Raw genomic sequence first — 17,417 nt, 5'->3', positions numbered from 1 at the left:
TTTGACCAAAAAAAGAGCAAATCCAGATGAACCGGAGTTGCTCTTTTCTCTTATAGAAATACAAAATAAATCACTGCTGCTAAAATAATGCGGTAAATGGCAAACGGCACTAATTTAATTTTGTTGATAAGGGACAGGAAGAAACGAATTGAAATTAAAGCGACAACGAATGCGCTGATAAAACCTGCAATAAAGAATGGAAGTGCGTCCAGCGTGAAGTGCTCCCAATTCTTAAGAAGCGACAGTCCGCTTGCACCTGCCATAATTGGCACGGCCATGATGAAGGTGAAGTCAGAAGCAGTTCTATGATTCATGCCAAGCATAACGCCGCCGGAAATCGTCGATCCGGAACGCGAAAATCCTGGCCATAACGATAAACATTGGATCAGCCCTACAAGCAGAGCCTGTTTGTATGTGATTTTATCCACGGTTTCTGTTGTAATGGTTCTTTTGCGCTGAACGAAATCAGCAGCCAGCATCAAGAACGCGCCAATTACTAAGCCAATTAAAACTGTATGGATAGAAAATAAATATTCATCGATATAATCTTCAAATAGAAGACCAAGAACAGCAGCAGGCAGCAAACCTACGATGACTTGTGTTAATTTTAACTTTGTTCGTTTTTCTTCAGCTGATTCTTTTTTCAGACCGAGCAAGCTGATAAAACGCTCTCTGAAAATAATGACGACCGCAAGAATGGATCCTAGCTGAATCACGATTTTAAACGTATTTGCAACAGGTGCACCAAAAAGGTCTTTCGATTGAAACAGCAAATCATCAAATATAATCATATGTCCAGTAGAGGATACTGGAGCAAATTCCGTTAAACCTTCCACAATTCCTAATACAACAGCAACAAAAATCTCCCATAAATTCAAGTTTAAATCCACCTCTTTAACTAGTTCAATTTAAAAAACGCTCTTTGATGATTTTAAACGTTTCATAGATAGAAGTCTATGAATTTCATGAAAATGGTAATCTGTGTAAAGTGAAATTCTCTGAGGATGGGCCAAAATACTTAAAAGCTAAAAGTGGAAAATGAGTATTTAGAATATTGTGTAAACGATTAAATCTATTTAATATCATTCTTAGATAACTGCAACCCGTACCTGCAACATAACCTGAGGGCTATGCATTGTCCTAATATGGACAACAACCCCGTTATTCTTTATGAATAACGGGGTTTTATTATGGAAAGGAGGACGCAGCAATAGGAAGTACAGGAAAACATGATCAAGGGAGAGATGGCTGGATGTTAAAAAAAGCAATGAGTTTAACAGTTGTATTTGTTCTTATTTTTAGTTTGTATGGACCGTTTGCGGATAATTATGCAAACGCTTCCACTGATAATAAAGTAAACTATTCGAACGATGTTATCTATCAGATTATGACGGATCGATTCAGTGATGGGAACGCTAATAACAACCCGACAGGCAGCTTGTTCAGCGCAGACTGCTCGAATTTAAGAAAATACTGCGGCGGTGACTGGCAGGGAATTATTAATAAATTGAATGACGGATATTTCACGGATATGGGGATTACGGCGTTATGGATATCCCAGCCTGTTGAAAATGTTTATTCCGTTTTGAATGATACGGCAGGCACGACATCCTATCATGGATATTGGGCGAGGGATTTTAAAAAGACAAACCCATTTTTTGGCACGATGCAAGAGTTTCAGACCCTTATCAATACAGCACATCAAAAGGGAATAAAGGTCATTATTGATTTTGCGCCAAATCACACCTCTCCAGCATCTGAAGACACTCCATCTTATATGGAAAACGGAAGGCTATATGATAACGGATCGCTTGTTGGCGGCTATTCAAACGATACGAAAGACTTATTCCATCATAATGGCGGAACGGATTTTTCTTCTATTGAAGATGGAATTTACAGAAATCTCTATGATCTGGCAGATTTCAACCATCAGAACCCGACAGTGGATAAATACTTAAAGGATTCTGTGAAGCTTTGGCTCGATATGGGAATCGACGGTATCAGGGTAGATGCAGTTAAGCACATGCCGTTCGGCTGGCAAAAGACCTTTATGGAAACCATCTACAGCTATAAACCGGTGTTTACGTTCGGAGAATGGTTCCTTGGGGAAAATGAGGTGGATCAAAACTATTATAACTTTGCCAACACCGCAGGAATGTCATTGCTTGATTTCCGTTTTGGCCAAAAACTGAGACAGGTATTGAGAAACGGCTCTGACAACTGGAATGGCTTTAACTCGATGATTACTGAGTCGGAAGCGAAGTATGAACAGGCTGCCGATCAGGTTACCTTCCTTGATAACCACGATATGGACCGCTTTCACTTTGACGGGGCGGATGTAAAAAATACAGATCTTGCTTTAGCTGTCATGCTCACTTCAAGAGGTGTGCCGAACGTTTATTACGGAACCGAGCAATATATGACAGGCAATGGAGACCCGAACAACCGGAAAAAACAAACATCGTTCAATAAAACAACAAAGGCCTATCAGATTATCAGCAAGCTTGCAGCCCTGCGTAAATCGAACCAGGCTTTAGGCTACGGAAAGACAAAAGAAAGATGGATTAATAATGATGTCTATATCTATGAAAGAACATTTGGCAAAGATGTAGTATTGGTAGCAGTGAATAAAAGCAAAACAGCATCTTACAATATAACAAATCTCACAACGGCCCTGTCTGCAGGGAGTTATTCTGATCAGCTGACTTCCTTATTGAATGGCAACAGTTTATCAGTGGGCAGCGGAGGAGCTGTTTCTGCATTTGACCTTTCACCAGGGGAAGCAGGCGTCTATTCTTCCAACGGAACCGCAGCCGCACCGGCAATCGGTCAAATCGGACCGGTCATGGCAGTGCCTGGAAGCACCATCACAATCAGCGGAGAATCCTTCGGCACATCTGTTGGTTCAGTGAAGGTTGGAACAGGAAATGCAGCCGTATTATCCTGGTCGAATACAGAAATTCGTGCACAGGTGCCAGTTTTAGCTGGAGGCAATTATCAGGTGTCTGTCACTTCCTCCGGAGGGACTGTAAGCAATACGTACGGTCCAGTTGAGGTTTTATCCGGAAAGCAGTCATCTGTACGGTTTATAGTGAACAATGCAACAACTAGTCCTGGCCAGTCAGTATATATAGTAGGAAATGTAAGCGAGCTTGGAAACTGGGATGCAGCGAAGGCTATTGGACCGATGTATAACCAGGTAATCACAAAGTATCCGGGCTGGTATTATGACGTCAGCGTGCCGGCTGGCCGCAATGTTGAATTTAAGTTTATTAAAAAGGATGCAAGCGGAAATGTTGTCTGGGAAAGCGGAGCGAACCACTTTTACACGACCCCATCAAGCGGACCGGGGACATCTATTTCTAATTTCCAGAACTAATAATGATCAGCTCACCTGTTTGAGGGGTGAGCTGTTTTTCATTCATGAGTAAGACTGATAAAAGGGAGAACTGCCGCGGAGTTACACCGATAAATGTTCTGAAAGAAATTTTATTATTATCTGCGGTCTAACGGTCCTTTTAAAGAATCCTGCAAATAAATCTCCCATCCTTCTTGAAACAGATCTGCTTTTTCTGTAAAATCTATTGAAGTGTCATAGAAAAGGAGATGAGCCGATGGGCAAAGTATACGTTTTTGATCATCCACTTATTCAGCATAAGCTAACATATATCCGTGATGTAAAGACAGGTACGAAAGAATTTCGTGAGCTTGTTGATGAAGTTGCGAGTTTGATGATGTTTGAAATTACAAGAGACATGCCGCTTGAAGAAGTGGAAGTTGAAACACCGGTGCAAGTAGCAAAATCAAAGGTTTTGGCTGGCAAAAAGCTTGCGATTGTCCCTATTCTCCGAGCTGGTCTTGGAATGGTTGACGGAATCATTAAACTGATCCCGGCTGCAAAAGTTGGACATGTAGGGTTATACCGCGATCCAGAGACGTTAAAGCCGATCGAGTATTATGTGAAACTCCCTTCTGACGTGGAAGAGCGCGAATTTATCGTTGTTGATCCAATGCTTGCAACAGGCGGATCTGCTGTTGAAGCAATCAACAGTGTGAAAAAACGCGGCGCTAAAAATATCAAATTCATGTGTTTAATCGCGGCTCCAGAAGGTGTGGAGATTGTGAAGGAAGCACATCCTGATGTTGATATTTACATTGCAGCACTTGATGAAAAATTAAATGATCATGGATATATTGTCCCTGGCCTAGGTGATGCCGGAGACCGCATGTTCGGAACGAAATAATAGAAATGAAATCCTCCTTTATAAAAAAGGGGGATTTTTAGTTTTATACAGGATAAAAAATTTCGCATGTCTGTCAAACTTCAGCGCCTCTAGAACGGCTCCGCCAAAAAAGTCAAACCCGGTCATTTCTGTCGGAGCATCGCTTGGCGCTTCCGCTTTTCTTACATGAAAGAACCTTCCTTAGAAAAGAATAAGAGGGAGGTGACAAAAATGGGCCGAAAATGCACGATTTCTTTTATATTTTTCATGCTGATTTCTTTTTCAGCACAGGCAAAAACTATCCCTGCTATCCCTGCTATTCCTAAGGAATCACCAGATAAGACAGAAACGATCATGATTGTAGTTGAAAAAGAACATGCAGAGGCCGTATCCCGAAAAATAACGCAATCTTATCCAAATGTTCACATTCGCCGTACCTATAAAAAAGTATTCAGCGGTTTCACAGTTGAAGGAAAGCATAAAGACCTGACAGCTATTCAGAAAGAACCCCATGTATTGCACGCGAGCCCGGTTACAGCCTATCATGCCGACATTGAAGAAAGTGTCCCGTTTTATCGGCGGTAATGAAGTTCGCGGAAAATTCGATTCTCACCATAAAAGGCTGACAGGCAAGGGAGTGAAGGTCGGCATTATTGATACAGGGATAGATTATACGCATCCGGATTTGTTCCGCAGCTATCACGGCGGATCAGATCTCATAGACGGTGACAGTGATCCGATGGAAACAAAAGCGACTGATGGAACGGAAACACTGCACGGTACACATGTGGCCGGAATCATTGCAGCGAATGGAAAACTTCAGGGTGTAGCACCGGAAGCGGAAATCATCGCCTACCGGGCGCTTGGTCCTGGAGGATACGGTACTAGCGAACAAGTGATAGCAGCAATTGAAAAGGCCATTGAAGATAAAGTGGATGTCTTAAACTTATCGCTTGGGAATACAGTCAATGGACCTGACTGGCCTACAAGTCTCGCTTTGGATCGTGCAGTTGAACACGGAATTGTAGCCGTGACATCAAGCGGGAATTCAGGTCCCGGAGTCTGGACAATCGGCTCTCCCGGAACTTCAAGTAAATCCATTTCTGTCGGGGCATCTACACCTCCGCAAAAAATACCTTATTTAAAGCTTAGCGGTACTGGAAAAATGGTTCCGATTACAGCCCTTGCAGGGTCAAAAGAGTGGGACCTTAATCAAGGGGAAGAAATCGTCTTTGCCGGCATCGGTGAAGAACATCAGTATAAATCGGATATGAAAGGGAAAATTGTTCTTGTAGAGAGAGGAAAGATTACGTTTACTGAAAAAGCCCTTTTTGCGGAAAAAGTTGGAGCCAAGGCTATTATCATTTACAACAACATGAAAGGTAACTTTGCGGGAAACCTTGAAATTGAAGTAGGTATTCCGGTTGTCTCTATTTCAAAAGAGAATGGTTTTTGGCTTAAAAAACAATTGGGCAATGGGGCGCTTGTTCGAACATTCTATCAGAATGAGTCCGATCAGCTGGCAGATTTCAGCTCAAGAGGTCCGGTTACTTATACGTGGGAAATCAAGCCGGATGTCGTGGCTCCCGGAGTGGCAATTGACAGCACAGTTCCGAAAGGGTATTTAAGTCTTCAGGGAACAAGTATGTCAGCGCCGCATGTTGCAGGAGCAAGTGCTCTCTTAAAACAGGCGCATCCTGATTGGAACCCGGAGCAAATCAAAGCTGCCTTAATGAATTCAGCAGAGCCATTGAAAGACAAGGAGGGAGTCTACTATGAACCAACCGCGCAGGGAACGGGGAGAATCGATTTAACACGTGCACTGGAAACAGAAGCGCTTCTCTATCCCGGTTCATTGTCATTCGGACAAGTTCCCCTGCACGGTGACCGTATCCGGAAAAAAGTGAAGCTGACTCTTGATAATCAGTCTGATGAAAAAAAGGCTTACACATTTAAATATCCCCCTTACACAAAAGGGCTTCAATGGGGGATCCCGCAAAAAGTAGAGGTAGAACCAAAACAGAAAAAGGATGTATTCGTAACTTTGGATATTTATTCAAATGGAATGGAAGCGGGACTTCATCATGGATGGATGGATGTGGAGGCAGGCGGCCGAATCGAAAAGCTTCCTTATCTATATGTAGTAGATGAACCGGATTACCCCCGTGTGATGGGATTTGAATTTGGATTCGGTGATACAGCAGGAACGTATAAGTACGAGTTTTATCTGCCGGGCGGAGCAGACGAAATGGGAATTGCCCTGTATGACCCGGATACACTCAGATTTGAGGGCTTTCTTGACTGGGGCAGGAATCTTCAAAGAGGAGTTGTCAGGAAGACGTTTAAAAAGGATGAGCTAAAGCTGAAAGAGGGACTCTATAAAGCGGTCATTTTTGCAAGAAAAGGCAGCAGGGAAGATACAATGGAAACAGATCTTATCCTAGAAGACTCTGAGGGAAAAAAGCGGTAAAAATCAAATGTGAACTTTTTGTGATAGGCTTTTTTGATTGTCAGTTTTTTGGTTTTAAACCAATTGACTTTGACTAGAGCCTATTGTATGCTAGACGAGGGTAAATGATAAGGTTTTCATACCGCTTTCATATACCGCTTTTATCCCCAGAAAAATCCTTTATTAATCTATTAGCGAGGACTTGTGAATGCGCAAAAAAGAGCGTCATCCAATGCAGGCCATGGCACTAATGACAGGCATTCTATCTCAGCTAGTCGGTTCAACACTAATTGGCATCTTTTCAGGAAGATGGCTCGACCGATATTTCCAGACTGAACCGCTTTTTATGATCATAGGACTGTTCATTGGGCTCGGAATCGGTATTTCCGCGATGATCAAGCTAGTCCACCACTTTTTTTCAGGAGACTGAATCATTCATGTTTGATTTGCACCAGATGTACCACAGATATCGCAAGTATATGTTCTACTTATTGTCCTTTTATGCCGTAGGCTGGGGATTTACCGGGTATCAGTCTGTCTTTTTGGGACTGGCGCTTGGAACAGCACTCAGTTTGTTCAACTTATGGTCAATGGTGCGCAAGCAAGTTCAGTTCGGTGAAGCGATTCAGCAGAATAGGAAGGTCAGGTCATTGGGCACTGCATCCCGATTGGCGTCAGCTGGTTTAGCTGCCCTGCTCGCGATCAAGTTTCCCGAATATCTGAATATGGTTAGTGTCATTATTGGATTAATGACAGTTTATATTGTCATTATGATAGATTATGTTTTTCAACACTCACGCGCTTAGCCGGAAGAGAGGTGAATCTATTGCATCACGAAGCTCCTATAGTAGAGTTTTTAGGCCTTACTTTTAACTTATCCAATGTTTTAATGATCACTGTTGCAAGTGTTATCGTTTTTCTAATAGCGGTACTAGCCACTCGCAAATTGGCAATGAAGCCGACAGGGATGCAGAATTTCTTTGAATGGATCGTTGATTTCGTCAAGGGAATCATCAACAGTTCAATGGACTGGCATACAGGCGGGAAATTCTTGACGCTTGGCGTTACGCTCCTAATGTACATATTTGTATCAAATATGCTCGGGCTGCCGTTTTCAATTGCTGTAAACCATGAGCTATGGTGGAAATCACCTACAGCAGATCCAACGATTACACTGACTCTTGCTGTTATGGTCGTGGCTTTGACACACTATTATGGTGTGAAAATGAAGGGCACAGCTGAGTATGGGAAGGATTTCTTCCGACCGATGGCGTTCCTTTTCCCGATCAAGATCATTGAAGAGTTCGCTAACACGCTGACTCTTGGCTTGCGTCTTTACGGTAACATCTATGCCGGTGAAATCCTTTTGGGACTTCTCGCTGGGCTTGCAGTAACTGGTCCAATCGGCGCTTTATCTGCTGCATTGCCAATGATGGTATGGCAGGCATTCAGTATTTTTGTAGGTTCCATCCAAGCATTTATCTTTGTAATGTTAACAATGGTTTATATGTCTCACAAAGTGAGCAGCGACCATTAATTAATATGTTTCAACAGTTTAATCAGAATCAAAAACTTTTTAATAATTTGAGAGGGGATTTATATAATGAATTTAATCGCAGCTGCAATTGCAATCGGCTTAGCGGCACTAGGTGCTGGTATTGGTAATGGTCTTATCGTTTCACGTACAGTAGAAGGTGTTGCTCGTCAGCCTGAACTACAAGGTAAGCTTCAAACAATCATGTTCATCGGTATCGCATTAGTTGAGGCACTTCCTATCATCGGAGTAGTTATCGCGTTTATCGTATTAGGAAGTTAATAAAGAGACAGGTTCTCTACATAAATGGCGAAGATCGTTTTTTACCCTTCTTCGCCATTGCTTTATGTTTCTATTTAAATATGCGGCCGAGAGTCAAACAGAACAATCTCGTGCTTTTTTTTGATAGTAACCCATCATGGAACTCTTGAAGGGAGTGAAACCGGGCAATGTTAACGTCAAATCTAGTAGTTGGTGCAGGTTTACATTTAAATACTGGAGACATTGTATTCCAGCTGGTCATTTTCTTAATCTTACTTGCATTGCTGAGAAAATATGCTCTTGGACCTGTTATGAATATGATGAAACAGCGCGAAGAGCACATTGCATCTGAAATCAGCGCGTCTGAAGCTAAACACGCGGAAGCTAAGAAGCTTGCTGAAGAGCAGCGTGAACTATTAAAGCAGGCAAGACTTGAATCTCAGGGTTTAGTTGAAAGTGCGAAGAAGCTTGGTGAAAAGCAAAAGGAAGAAATCATCCAAGTCGCTCGTTCAGAAGCAGAACGCCTGAAGCAGTCTGCATTTAAAGAAATTGCTCAGGAAAAAGAGCAAGCTGTTGCCGCTCTGCGTGAGCAAGTAGCTTCATTATCTATTTTAATTGCTACGAAGGTTATTGAAAAAGAATTAAATGAAAAAGAACAAGAAAAGCTTATCCAGGATTATATTAAAGAGGTAGGCGAAGGCCGATGAGTAAAGAAATAGTTGCAGCTCGCTATGCATTGGCTCTTTTTCAAATCGCAAAGGAAAACGGCACAATTGACAAGTTCGAAGAGGAATTGCTTGTTATCCAGAAGGTAACGAAAGAAAATCCTGAATTATTAAACGTGCTTAAACATCCAAAAGTGCTTCTAGAAAAGAAAAAATCCATGATGAGTGAAGCGTTCGCTTCTTTATCTCAACCAATTTTAAGTACAATTTTACTCTTGATTGAACGTCAAAGAATCAATGTGATTCCTGAGCTTGCTGATCATTTTGTGAAGCTTGCCAATGACGAACGCGGCACAGAAGACGCCATTGTCTATTCTGTCAGACTGCTGGATCAAGATGAATTAACAGCGCTGTCTGATACGTTTGCCAAAAAAATCGGCAAAACATCTCTTCGTTTAAGAAATGTTATTGATCAGAATCTGATCGGCGGAGTGAAGCTTCGTATCGGCAATCGCATTTATGATGGAAGTATAAGCGGAAAGCTTGAACGTATAGAGCGACAACTTGTTGCAAAAAGATCGTAGATAGGGGTGAAACTCATGAGCATCAAAGCAGAAGAAATTAGTGCACTGATTAAAAAGCAAATCGAAAGCTATCAGTCTGATATCAAAGTTAGTGATGTAGGTACAGTTATCCAGATTGGTGACGGTATCGCCCGTGCTCATGGCCTCGACAATGTCATGGCTGGAGAGCTTGTTGAATTTTCAAACGGCGTAATGGGTATGGCTCAAAACCTTGAGTCAAACAACGTAGGTATCATTATCCTTGGACCTTACTCTGATATCCGTGAAGGTGACGAAGTTCGCCGTACTGGACGCATCATGGAGGTTCCGGTTGGTGAAGCGTTAATCGGACGCGTCGTAAACTCTCTAGGACAGCCTGTTGATGGCCTTGGTCCAATCGAAACAACACATACTCGCCCAATTGAGAGCCCGGCTCCAGGCGTTATGGACCGTAAATCGGTTCATGAACCATTGCAAACTGGAATTAAAGCGATTGACTCTCTAATTCCAATCGGCCGCGGCCAGCGTGAGTTAATTATCGGTGACCGTCAAACAGGTAAAACATCTGTTGCCATCGATACAATCCTAAACCAAAAGAACGAAGATATGATCTGTATTTACGTTGCAATCGGACAAAAAGAATCTACTGTCCGCGGCGTAGTTGAAACTCTTCGCAAAAATGGCGCATTAGACTACACAATCGTTGTTACAGCATCTGCTTCACAGCCGGCACCGCTATTATTCTTAGCTCCTTATACTGGTGTTACTATGGGTGAGCATTTCATGTACAACGGCAAGCACGTTTTGGTTGTTTATGATGATTTAACAAAACAAGCATCTGCTTACCGTGAACTTTCATTATTATTACGCCGTCCTCCAGGCCGCGAAGCATATCCTGGTGACGTATTCTACTTGCATTCACGCCTTCTTGAGCGTGCAGCAAAACTTAGTGATGCAAAAGGCGCTGGTTCATTAACTGCTCTTCCATTCATTGAGACACAAGCTGGAGATGTATCTGCATACATTCCAACAAACGTAATTTCCATCACTGATGGACAAATCTTCTTGCAGTCTGACTTATTCTTCTCAGGTGTACGTCCAGCGGTTAACGCCGGTCTATCTGTATCACGTGTTGGAGGATCTGCACAGATCAAAGCAATGAAAAAAGTATCAGGTACACTGCGTCTTGACCTTGCTTCTTACCGTGAGCTAGAAGCATTTGCTCAATTCGGATCTGACCTTGATAAAGCAACTCAAGCGAAATTAAACCGCGGAGCACGTACGGTTGAAGTTTTGAAACAAGGCTTGAACAAACCTCTTGCAGTTGAAAAGCAAGTTGCGATTCTTTACGCTTTAACTCGCGGATTCCTTGATGATATCCCAGTTGAAGATATTAAACGCTTTGAAGAAGAGTACTATGTATTCTTAGATCAAAACCATAAAGCATTGCTTGATCATATTCGAACAACTGGCGGACTTCCTGAAGACAACGACTTCAATGCTGCTATTGCTGCATTCAAAAAAACATTCGCGATTACTGAATAATGAGGTGAAGTATGAAGGCAGGCCTTCATACTTTATCTTAAGATAATGAATCAGGTTGATTTTTATAAAAAGGTGGTGAGAACCTTTGGCATCATTACGCGACATTAAATCAAGAATCACCTCAACGAAGAAAACAAGCCAGATTACTAAGGCAATGGAGATGGTTTCAGCCGCAAAGCTGAACCGCGCCGAAAACAACGCAAAAGCGTTTGTGCCTTATATGGATAAGATACAAGAGGTGGTTGCAAACATAGCTTTAGGCAGTACGGGTGTGTCTCATCCAATGCTTGTCAGCCGTCCCGTTAAGAAAACAGCGTATCTTGTGATCACGTCTGACCGAGGATTAGCTGGTGCCCTTAACAGTAACGTTTTGCGTGCCGTTTACCAGGCAATGCAAAAGCGCCACACGTCGAAAGATGAGTACGCTGTAATTGCAATCGGTAAAATTGGACGTGAATTCTTCAAGAAGCGCGGTGTTCAAATCGCTCTTGAAGTGACTGGTATTGCAGATGACACATCATTTGCTGAGATTAAAGATATTGCAACAAACACAGTTAATATGTTCAATGATGGAACATTTGACGAAATCTACGTGTATTACAATCATTTCGCAAGTGTTATTCAGCAGGACGTAACAGAAACGAAGCTTCTTCCTCTTTCTGATCTAGCTGGCTCTTCTAAGAAAACATCTTACGAATTTGAGCCTTCTGAGGAAGAGATTTTAGAAGTGTTATTACCACAATATGCTGAAAGTCTCATCTACGGAGCACTTTTAGACAGTAAAGCTTCTGAGCATGCTGCGCGTATGTCAGCGATGAAAAATGCGACAGACAATGCGAAAGAACTTATCAACAGTCTTACTCTTTCATATAACCGTGCACGTCAGGCTGCGATTACACAGGAAATTACCGAAATCGTCGGCGGAGCTGCGGCACTCGAATAGACAAACAGGCCCAATATATGGGTTCCATAGACAGAAATGTTCTGCACTAGCAAGTTAGGAGGGAAAACGATGAATAAAGGACGCGTTACTCAAGTTATGGGTCCGGTTGTTGACGTAAAGTTCCAAAGTGGTCAGCTTCCTGAAATCTATAACGCCCTTAAAGTTACATTCAAAGGACGAAGCGAAAATGAAGCAGCGTCAGAATTAACATTAGAAGTTGCCCTTCACCTAGGTGACGACACGGTTCGTACCGTAGCGATGGCATCAACAGATGGCCTTGTTCGCGGAAGTGAAGTTTTAGATACAGGTGCTCCAATCTCAGTTCCAGTTGGAGATGTTACACTAGGCCGTGTATTTAACGTATTAGGTGATAACATTGATTTGGATGAAGCAATTCCTGCTGGATCTCGTCGTGATCCAATTCACAGACTAGCACCTAAATTCGATCAGCTTTCTACTGAGGTAGAAATTCTTGAAACGGGAATCAAAGTAGTTGACCTTCTTGCACCTTACATCAAAGGCGGAAAAATCGGTCTTTTCGGAGGTGCGGGTGTTGGTAAAACCGTACTTATCCAAGAACTTATCAACAACATCGCTCAAGAGCATGGCGGTATCTCTGTATTCGCTGGTGTTGGAGAGCGTACTCGTGAAGGAAATGACCTTTACCATGAGATGACTGATTCTGGTGTTATCAAGAAAACAGCGATGGTTTTCGGACAAATGAATGAGCCGCCTGGAGCACGTATGCGTGTAGCTCTTACAGGTCTTACAATGGCTGAATACTTCCGTGATGATCAAGGACAAGACGTTCTTTTCTTCATGGATAACATTTTCCGTTTCACTCAAGCAGGTTCAGAGGTATCTGCCCTTCTTGGCCGTATGCCATCTGCCGTTGGTTACCAGCCGACACTTGCTACTGAAATGGGTCAATTGCAAGAGCGCATCACGTCTACAAACGTTGGTTCTGTAACGTCGATTCAAGCAATCTACGTTCCTGCCGATGACTATACGGATCCGGCTCCTGCAACAACTTTCGCTCACTTGGATGCAACAACAAACCTTGAGCGTAAACTTTCTGAAATGGGTATTTACCCAGCGGTGGATCCACTTGCTTCAACATCTCGTGCATTATCTCCTGAAATCGTTGGAGAAGAGCACTATTCTGTTGCACGTCAAGTACAGCAAACACTGCAGCGTTACAAAGAATTACAAGATATCATTGCGATCCTTGGTATGGATGAGCTTAATGACGAAGATAAATTAGTCGTGTCCCGTGCACGTCGTATTCAATTCTTCTTATCCCAAAACTTCCACGTAGCTGAGCAGTTTACTGGTCAAGCAGGTTCTTACGTTCCTGTTAAAGAAACAGTTCGCGGCTTCAAGGAAATCCTTGAAGGCAAATACGATCATCTTCCAGAAGATGCATTCCGTCTTGTTGGACGCATTGAAGATGTTATCGAAAGTGCGAAGAACATGGGTGTAGAAGTATAATTTGGGACGCAGGAGGGTATAGAGTATGAAGACAGTACAAGTCAATGTCGTTACTCCCGATGGCCCAGTTTACGATGCAGACGTCGAAATGGTAAGCGTAAAGGCTCAAAGCGGTGAGCTCGGAATCTTGCCAGGTCATATTCCGTTGGTTGCTCCTTTGCAAATCGGAGCGGTTCGGTTGAAAACAGGAAAATCCACGGAACTCGTGGCTGTTAGCGGCGGCTTTTTAGAAGTACGGCCTGACAAAGTCACAATCTTGGCACAAGCTGCTGAGACTGTAGAAGATATTGATTTAACTCGTGCACAATCTGCGAAAGAACGCGCTGAACAGCGTCTGAACAAAAGTACAGACGACATCGATTTCAAGCGTGCCGAACTTGCTTTGCGCCGAGCAATGAATCGAATTAACGTATCACAGAATAAAATCTAAGAAAGAAATCCCTGGGACCTGGTCCCGGGGATTTTTTTCGTTTTTCTGGAATGATATCTCGGGCAGCACATCTTTTTATAAATCTTTGGGATTATGATAATTCGGCTATTTTTTGTCGTTTAAAAATAGAAACAATGGCATGTATACCAATATATAAAATTAATGCTACCATTAACTTAAATTTCAACAAAATTCAAACTATTCTTGTCGATTTATGGATAATTGTCATAATTCGAACAGATACATCAAGAGGAGGATATACAGTGAATCAATCTAGTGAGCACGCTAATAAGCGTCGAATAACCGGAAACATTTTCAAAGGTTCAGTTGGAAATTTGATCGAATGGTACGACTGGTATGTTTATTCTGCTTTCGCCGTATATTTCTCTGAAGCGTTCTTCCCCAAGGGAGATCCTACCAGCCAGCTGCTCAACACAGCAGCAATATTTGCGGTAGGCTTCCTGATGCGTCCTTTAGGGAGCTTGCTGATGGGCCGCTATGCTGATCGTCATGGCCGGCGTGCAGCACTGACGCTTTCCATTACCGTCATGGCCGGTGGTTCTCTGATCATTGCCTTAACCCCAAGTTATGCCACCATTGGTGTGATGGCTCCCGCTATTCTTGTTCTCGCTCGCCTGCTCCAAGGGCTGTCGCTGGGCGGAGAGTATGGAACATCTGCAACGTACCTTTCAGAGATGGCCAGCAGCGGCAGACGCGGCTTCTATTCAAGCTTTCAATATGTCACACTTGTTGCAGGACAGCTGCTGGCCCTTGGTGTCCAGATTGTCCTTCAGCAAACACTCAGCGAATCCGATATGATGTCCTGGGGATGGCGGATTCCATTCGTCATCGGAGCAATGGGTGCGTTGGCCGTATTGTGGCTGCGCCGCACGATGGATGAATCAGAGCAATTCTCAAACATGGGTTCAAAAAGCAGGGAGAACGCAGGTACTATCAGAACTCTGATGAAACACCCAAAGGCTGTGCTGACAGTGGTTGGACTTACACTCGGCGGAACAGTCGCCTTCTATACATATACGACATATTTACAGAAGTATATGGTGAATACTGTAGGCCTTGATAAGGAAGTTGTCAGTTTGATTAACTTTATAGCCCTGCTTATATTCGTCGTGCTTCAACCGCTAGCAGGCATGCTGTCTGACAAAATCGGGCGCCGTCCTCTATTGATAAGTTTTGGTATCTTGGGTACGCTGTTCACGGTGCCGCTTTTCTTGATCATGGAGCAGACGAAGAGTCCTATCGTTGCATTCTTGCTTATGATGGCGGGTCTCATCATTATCACCGGTTACACTTCTATTAATGCAATTGTGAAAGCCGAGCTCTTCCCGACTGAAATTCGAGCGCTTGGGGTTGGTTTCCCTTACGCACTCACTGTTGCAGTGTTTGGCGGAACTGCGGAGTTTATTGCGCTATGGCTGAAGAGCTCTGGAGTAGAGACATTCTTTTATTTCTACGTAGCTGCATGTATTGCGGTCAGTTTAATCTCCTACTTGCGAATGGGTGAGTCTTCGAAAGTCTCCCATATCGAAGCCGAGATTGATGCCATGAAAAAACGCTAGCTGCCCATGAGCTTTCAAAAAAGATAAATGATCTTGGATTCGGACCATTTCTTAAAGAAATGGTTCTTTGTTTTTTAAGAAAGTCTAACCCGAAATCACGCAATGAATACACACATTTAGGGTTGAGCCAGAAAAGGGAAATCATACGCAAGCAGTGGGGGGAGTACGCAGACATTTTCAGACGATGATCGGGTACATTGAAAAATATCAGCACGCGCGAAGTAATTCTGGGATTGGAAGTTTCTGCTTTACGAAACTTCCTTCTTTTTTGTTAAACTAAAGAGAGGGCAGTTCCCGGTAATTAAACGGAGTAGGAGTAATGACTTATGAAAAAGTTTTTAACGGCTTTAGGTCTTCTGATCATAGCAGGTATTGTATTTGTGATAAGTATGCAGCCAGAAAAAGAAGAGAGAGAGCCTGAAAAACAAGAAGCAACTCAGGAAAAAGAGGAACCATTGGCGAATGCGAAAGAGTATCTGGAAGATCCTGATGGATATATGAAAAAGTTAGATGAAAAATATAAACCTGATCATGAAGATGATCATCATGCGGAAGATAAACCTGATGAATATTATGAAAATCAGAAAAATGATTTATTGAAAATGGATAAAATCATCCTTTCAAATGAAAATTATATCTCCATATTGGAAGTTCTTGATCGATTTCCAAAGGAGTTTGCGGGAAAACAGGTTGAATTGACTGGTTTTGTCTTCCGTGAAAAAGATTTTTCAGAAACGCAGCTTGTTATTGCAAGAAGCGGTGATCCCTGCTGTACAGATGAGCACGACGGGTTATACGGCCTGCTTTCCAGGATGGAAAATGCAAAAAATCTTCTTGATAGTCAATGGGTTAACGTCACAGGGGAACTAAGTACAAATACATATTCCGGAGCTGAGGTACCTTATCTGCTAATTAAAAAGGCAGTAAAAATAAAACCTCCCGCACAGCCCTATGTCTATGAGGGTAAAGGCACCCATACTGACTGAAGAAGAAACGTCTTTCTTTCGGCGCAGAATAAAAAGGCAGTATCGCTGATGATTCGTTAGCGGTACAGCCTTTGCAGGGAACATATATGAGCTTGATGCCATTGCAGCCTGTGCCATCGGCGGAACAAGCTTAATGGGCGGAATCGGCACCATTCCAGGCGCCATCATAGGAGCCCTTGTTATGGCAAGTCTTGTTAACGGCATGAGCATGATGAATATCGATGCCTATTGGCAGCTGATTGTAAAAGGAAGCATTTTGGTCCTTGATGTGTGGTTTGATATATACAGCCGGAATAAGAAGAAAAGATAGCTTTCGAACTCCTGCACTTTGGTGCGGCGTTTTATTCTTTAAGTTTCTATGTTTTGCAAAAGAAAGAAGCGGGTAATTAAAAGTATGCAACAAATTCACTGCGAAAGGAGCAACTTGTATGAGACAGAAAACTTTAATTTCAGGTATTGCCTTATCAACAGTCGGAGTCGGAGTGACATCCTATTTATTAAAGGATAAATCAAACCGTCAAAAGGTAACAGGATTCGTTCAAAGCGCCAAAAACAAGATTCCCTACTTTGCACGTAAAAACACAGATGCATTCCCTGTTGAAAAAGCGGGTCATCCAGATCCTCATGACGTTGAAGATAATAAAATGGTCTCAGAGGGCTCCATGTATCCCGTTCAATACTATGATGAAAAGAAGAAATAAATGGTGCAGCATTGCCTGATGGCGGTGCTGTTTTTTTGTTTGCTGA

18 protein-coding genes and 1 pseudogene are annotated in these 17,417 nt (G+C 42.7%); 18 read left to right on the top strand and 1 reads right to left on the bottom strand.

Features of this window, described 5'->3' with window-relative positions; genetic code table 11:
* Positions 1-50: 50 nt before the first annotated feature.
* A complete protein-coding gene (locus QLQ22_RS23980) occupies positions 51-878 on the bottom strand; it encodes an undecaprenyl-diphosphate phosphatase (protein WP_223438647.1) in 828 nt (275 codons plus the stop codon).
* Positions 879-1,252: 374 nt separating this feature from the next.
* Between QLQ22_RS23980 and QLQ22_RS23975 the strand changes: the two genes are divergently transcribed.
* The 18 genes and pseudogenes from QLQ22_RS23975 to QLQ22_RS23890 all read left to right on the top strand — a co-directional run bounded on the left by QLQ22_RS23975 (position 1,253) and on the right by QLQ22_RS23890 (position 17,371).
* Complete coding sequence (locus QLQ22_RS23975) at positions 1,253-3,379, top strand: alpha-amylase family glycosyl hydrolase (protein WP_284015733.1); 2,127 nt, start codon at positions 1,253-1,255, stop codon at positions 3,377-3,379.
* 235 nt (positions 3,380-3,614) lie between these two features.
* Positions 3,615-4,244, top strand: a complete 630-nt coding sequence (upp, locus tag QLQ22_RS23970) for a uracil phosphoribosyltransferase (protein ID WP_070877078.1) — start codon at positions 3,615-3,617, stop codon at positions 4,242-4,244.
* 210 nt (positions 4,245-4,454) lie between these two features.
* On the top strand, positions 4,455-4,808 hold the full coding sequence (locus QLQ22_RS23965) for a hypothetical protein (RefSeq protein ID WP_284015732.1): 354 nt from the start codon (positions 4,455-4,457) through the stop codon (positions 4,806-4,808).
* The gene (locus tag QLQ22_RS23960; protein WP_284015731.1) at positions 4,768-6,693 is read left to right on the top strand and encodes a S8 family serine peptidase; all 1,926 of its coding nucleotides are present in this window, start codon (positions 4,768-4,770) and stop codon (positions 6,691-6,693) included. Before QLQ22_RS23965 ends, QLQ22_RS23960 begins: the two co-directional genes overlap by 41 nt.
* Positions 6,694-6,880: 187 nt before the next feature.
* On the top strand, positions 6,881-7,102 hold the full coding sequence (locus QLQ22_RS23955; protein ID WP_070877080.1) for an AtpZ/AtpI family protein: 222 nt from the start codon (positions 6,881-6,883) through the stop codon (positions 7,100-7,102).
* Between the two features lie 7 nt (positions 7,103-7,109).
* Positions 7,110-7,478, top strand: a complete 369-nt coding sequence (locus tag QLQ22_RS23950; protein ID WP_223438645.1) for an ATP synthase subunit I — start codon at positions 7,110-7,112, stop codon at positions 7,476-7,478.
* 20 nt (positions 7,479-7,498) lie between these two features.
* Entirely contained in the window at positions 7,499-8,209 is a 711-nt protein-coding gene (gene atpB / locus QLQ22_RS23945) for a F0F1 ATP synthase subunit A (RefSeq protein WP_223438644.1), read from the top strand.
* A gap of 66 nt (positions 8,210-8,275) precedes the next feature.
* Entirely contained in the window at positions 8,276-8,488 is a 213-nt protein-coding gene (gene atpE / locus QLQ22_RS23940) for a F0F1 ATP synthase subunit C (RefSeq protein WP_029283354.1), read from the top strand.
* Between the two features lie 167 nt (positions 8,489-8,655).
* Positions 8,656-9,174 (top strand): F0F1 ATP synthase subunit B, encoded by a 519-nt coding sequence (atpF, locus tag QLQ22_RS23935; protein WP_223438643.1) that lies wholly within the window; start codon positions 8,656-8,658, stop codon positions 9,172-9,174.
* Positions 9,171-9,716: a F0F1 ATP synthase subunit delta gene (locus QLQ22_RS23930; protein ID WP_223438642.1), complete on the top strand. Its 546-nt coding sequence runs from the start codon at positions 9,171-9,173 to the stop codon at positions 9,714-9,716. Before atpF ends, QLQ22_RS23930 begins: the two co-directional genes overlap by 4 nt.
* Before the next feature lie 15 nt (positions 9,717-9,731).
* The gene (gene atpA / locus QLQ22_RS23925; RefSeq protein WP_223438641.1) at positions 9,732-11,240 is read left to right on the top strand and encodes a F0F1 ATP synthase subunit alpha; all 1,509 of its coding nucleotides are present in this window, start codon (positions 9,732-9,734) and stop codon (positions 11,238-11,240) included.
* Positions 11,241-11,325: 85 nt separating this feature from the next.
* Positions 11,326-12,183: an ATP synthase F1 subunit gamma gene (gene atpG, locus QLQ22_RS23920; RefSeq protein WP_223438640.1), complete on the top strand. Its 858-nt coding sequence runs from the start codon at positions 11,326-11,328 to the stop codon at positions 12,181-12,183.
* Between the two features lie 69 nt (positions 12,184-12,252).
* On the top strand, positions 12,253-13,674 hold the full coding sequence (gene atpD, locus QLQ22_RS23915; RefSeq protein WP_252202733.1) for a F0F1 ATP synthase subunit beta: 1,422 nt from the start codon (positions 12,253-12,255) through the stop codon (positions 13,672-13,674).
* A 25-nt stretch (positions 13,675-13,699) separates the two neighbouring features.
* Complete coding sequence (locus tag QLQ22_RS23910; RefSeq protein WP_070877088.1) at positions 13,700-14,104, top strand: F0F1 ATP synthase subunit epsilon; 405 nt, start codon at positions 13,700-13,702, stop codon at positions 14,102-14,104.
* A 263-nt stretch (positions 14,105-14,367) separates the two neighbouring features.
* Complete coding sequence (locus tag QLQ22_RS23905; protein ID WP_252208820.1) at positions 14,368-15,684, top strand: MFS transporter; 1,317 nt, start codon at positions 14,368-14,370, stop codon at positions 15,682-15,684.
* A gap of 326 nt (positions 15,685-16,010) precedes the next feature.
* The gene (locus tag QLQ22_RS23900; RefSeq protein ID WP_284015730.1) at positions 16,011-16,670 is read left to right on the top strand and encodes a TIGR03943 family putative permease subunit; all 660 of its coding nucleotides are present in this window, start codon (positions 16,011-16,013) and stop codon (positions 16,668-16,670) included.
* 58 nt (positions 16,671-16,728) lie between these two features.
* Positions 16,729-16,980: pseudogene (locus QLQ22_RS23895) on the top strand (sugar ABC transporter permease); the annotation flags it as partial.
* A 118-nt stretch (positions 16,981-17,098) separates the two neighbouring features.
* Positions 17,099-17,371: a hypothetical protein gene (locus QLQ22_RS23890; protein ID WP_223438636.1), complete on the top strand. Its 273-nt coding sequence runs from the start codon at positions 17,099-17,101 to the stop codon at positions 17,369-17,371.
* Positions 17,372-17,417: the final 46 nt, after the last annotated feature.

The organism is Metabacillus hrfriensis (assembly GCF_030127205.1).
Lineage (GTDB): Bacteria > Bacillota > Bacilli > Bacillales > Bacillaceae > Bacillus_P > Bacillus_P dongyingensis.
Note: the sequence above shows the minus strand (reverse complement) of the source record. Positions and strands in the feature narration are given on the sequence as shown.

What these genes read in the sequence shown, in the direction of transcription:
- QLQ22_RS23975 (WP_284015733.1), top strand. Translation starts at nt 1,253, where the DNA reads ATGTTAAAAAAAGCAATGAGTTTAACAGTTGTATTTGTTCTTATTTTT.
- upp (WP_070877078.1), top strand. Translation starts at nt 3,615, where the DNA reads ATGGGCAAAGTATACGTTTTTGATCATCCACTTATTCAGCATAAGCTA.
- QLQ22_RS23965 (WP_284015732.1), top strand. Translation starts at nt 4,455, where the DNA reads ATGGGCCGAAAATGCACGATTTCTTTTATATTTTTCATGCTGATTTCT.
- QLQ22_RS23960 (WP_284015731.1), top strand. Translation starts at nt 4,768, where the DNA reads ATGCCGACATTGAAGAAAGTGTCCCGTTTTATCGGCGGTAATGAAGTT.
- QLQ22_RS23955 (WP_070877080.1), top strand. Translation starts at nt 6,881, where the DNA reads ATGCGCAAAAAAGAGCGTCATCCAATGCAGGCCATGGCACTAATGACA.
- QLQ22_RS23950 (WP_223438645.1), top strand. Translation starts at nt 7,110, where the DNA reads ATGTTTGATTTGCACCAGATGTACCACAGATATCGCAAGTATATGTTC.
- atpE (WP_029283354.1), top strand. Translation starts at nt 8,276, where the DNA reads ATGAATTTAATCGCAGCTGCAATTGCAATCGGCTTAGCGGCACTAGGT.
- atpF (WP_223438643.1), top strand. Translation starts at nt 8,656, where the DNA reads ATGTTAACGTCAAATCTAGTAGTTGGTGCAGGTTTACATTTAAATACT.
- QLQ22_RS23930 (WP_223438642.1), top strand. Translation starts at nt 9,171, where the DNA reads ATGAGTAAAGAAATAGTTGCAGCTCGCTATGCATTGGCTCTTTTTCAA.
- atpA (WP_223438641.1), top strand. Translation starts at nt 9,732, where the DNA reads ATGAGCATCAAAGCAGAAGAAATTAGTGCACTGATTAAAAAGCAAATC.
- atpD (WP_252202733.1), top strand. Translation starts at nt 12,253, where the DNA reads ATGAATAAAGGACGCGTTACTCAAGTTATGGGTCCGGTTGTTGACGTA.
- QLQ22_RS23910 (WP_070877088.1), top strand. Translation starts at nt 13,700, where the DNA reads ATGAAGACAGTACAAGTCAATGTCGTTACTCCCGATGGCCCAGTTTAC.
- QLQ22_RS23900 (WP_284015730.1), top strand. Translation starts at nt 16,011, where the DNA reads ATGAAAAAGTTTTTAACGGCTTTAGGTCTTCTGATCATAGCAGGTATT.
- QLQ22_RS23890 (WP_223438636.1), top strand. Translation starts at nt 17,099, where the DNA reads ATGAGACAGAAAACTTTAATTTCAGGTATTGCCTTATCAACAGTCGGA.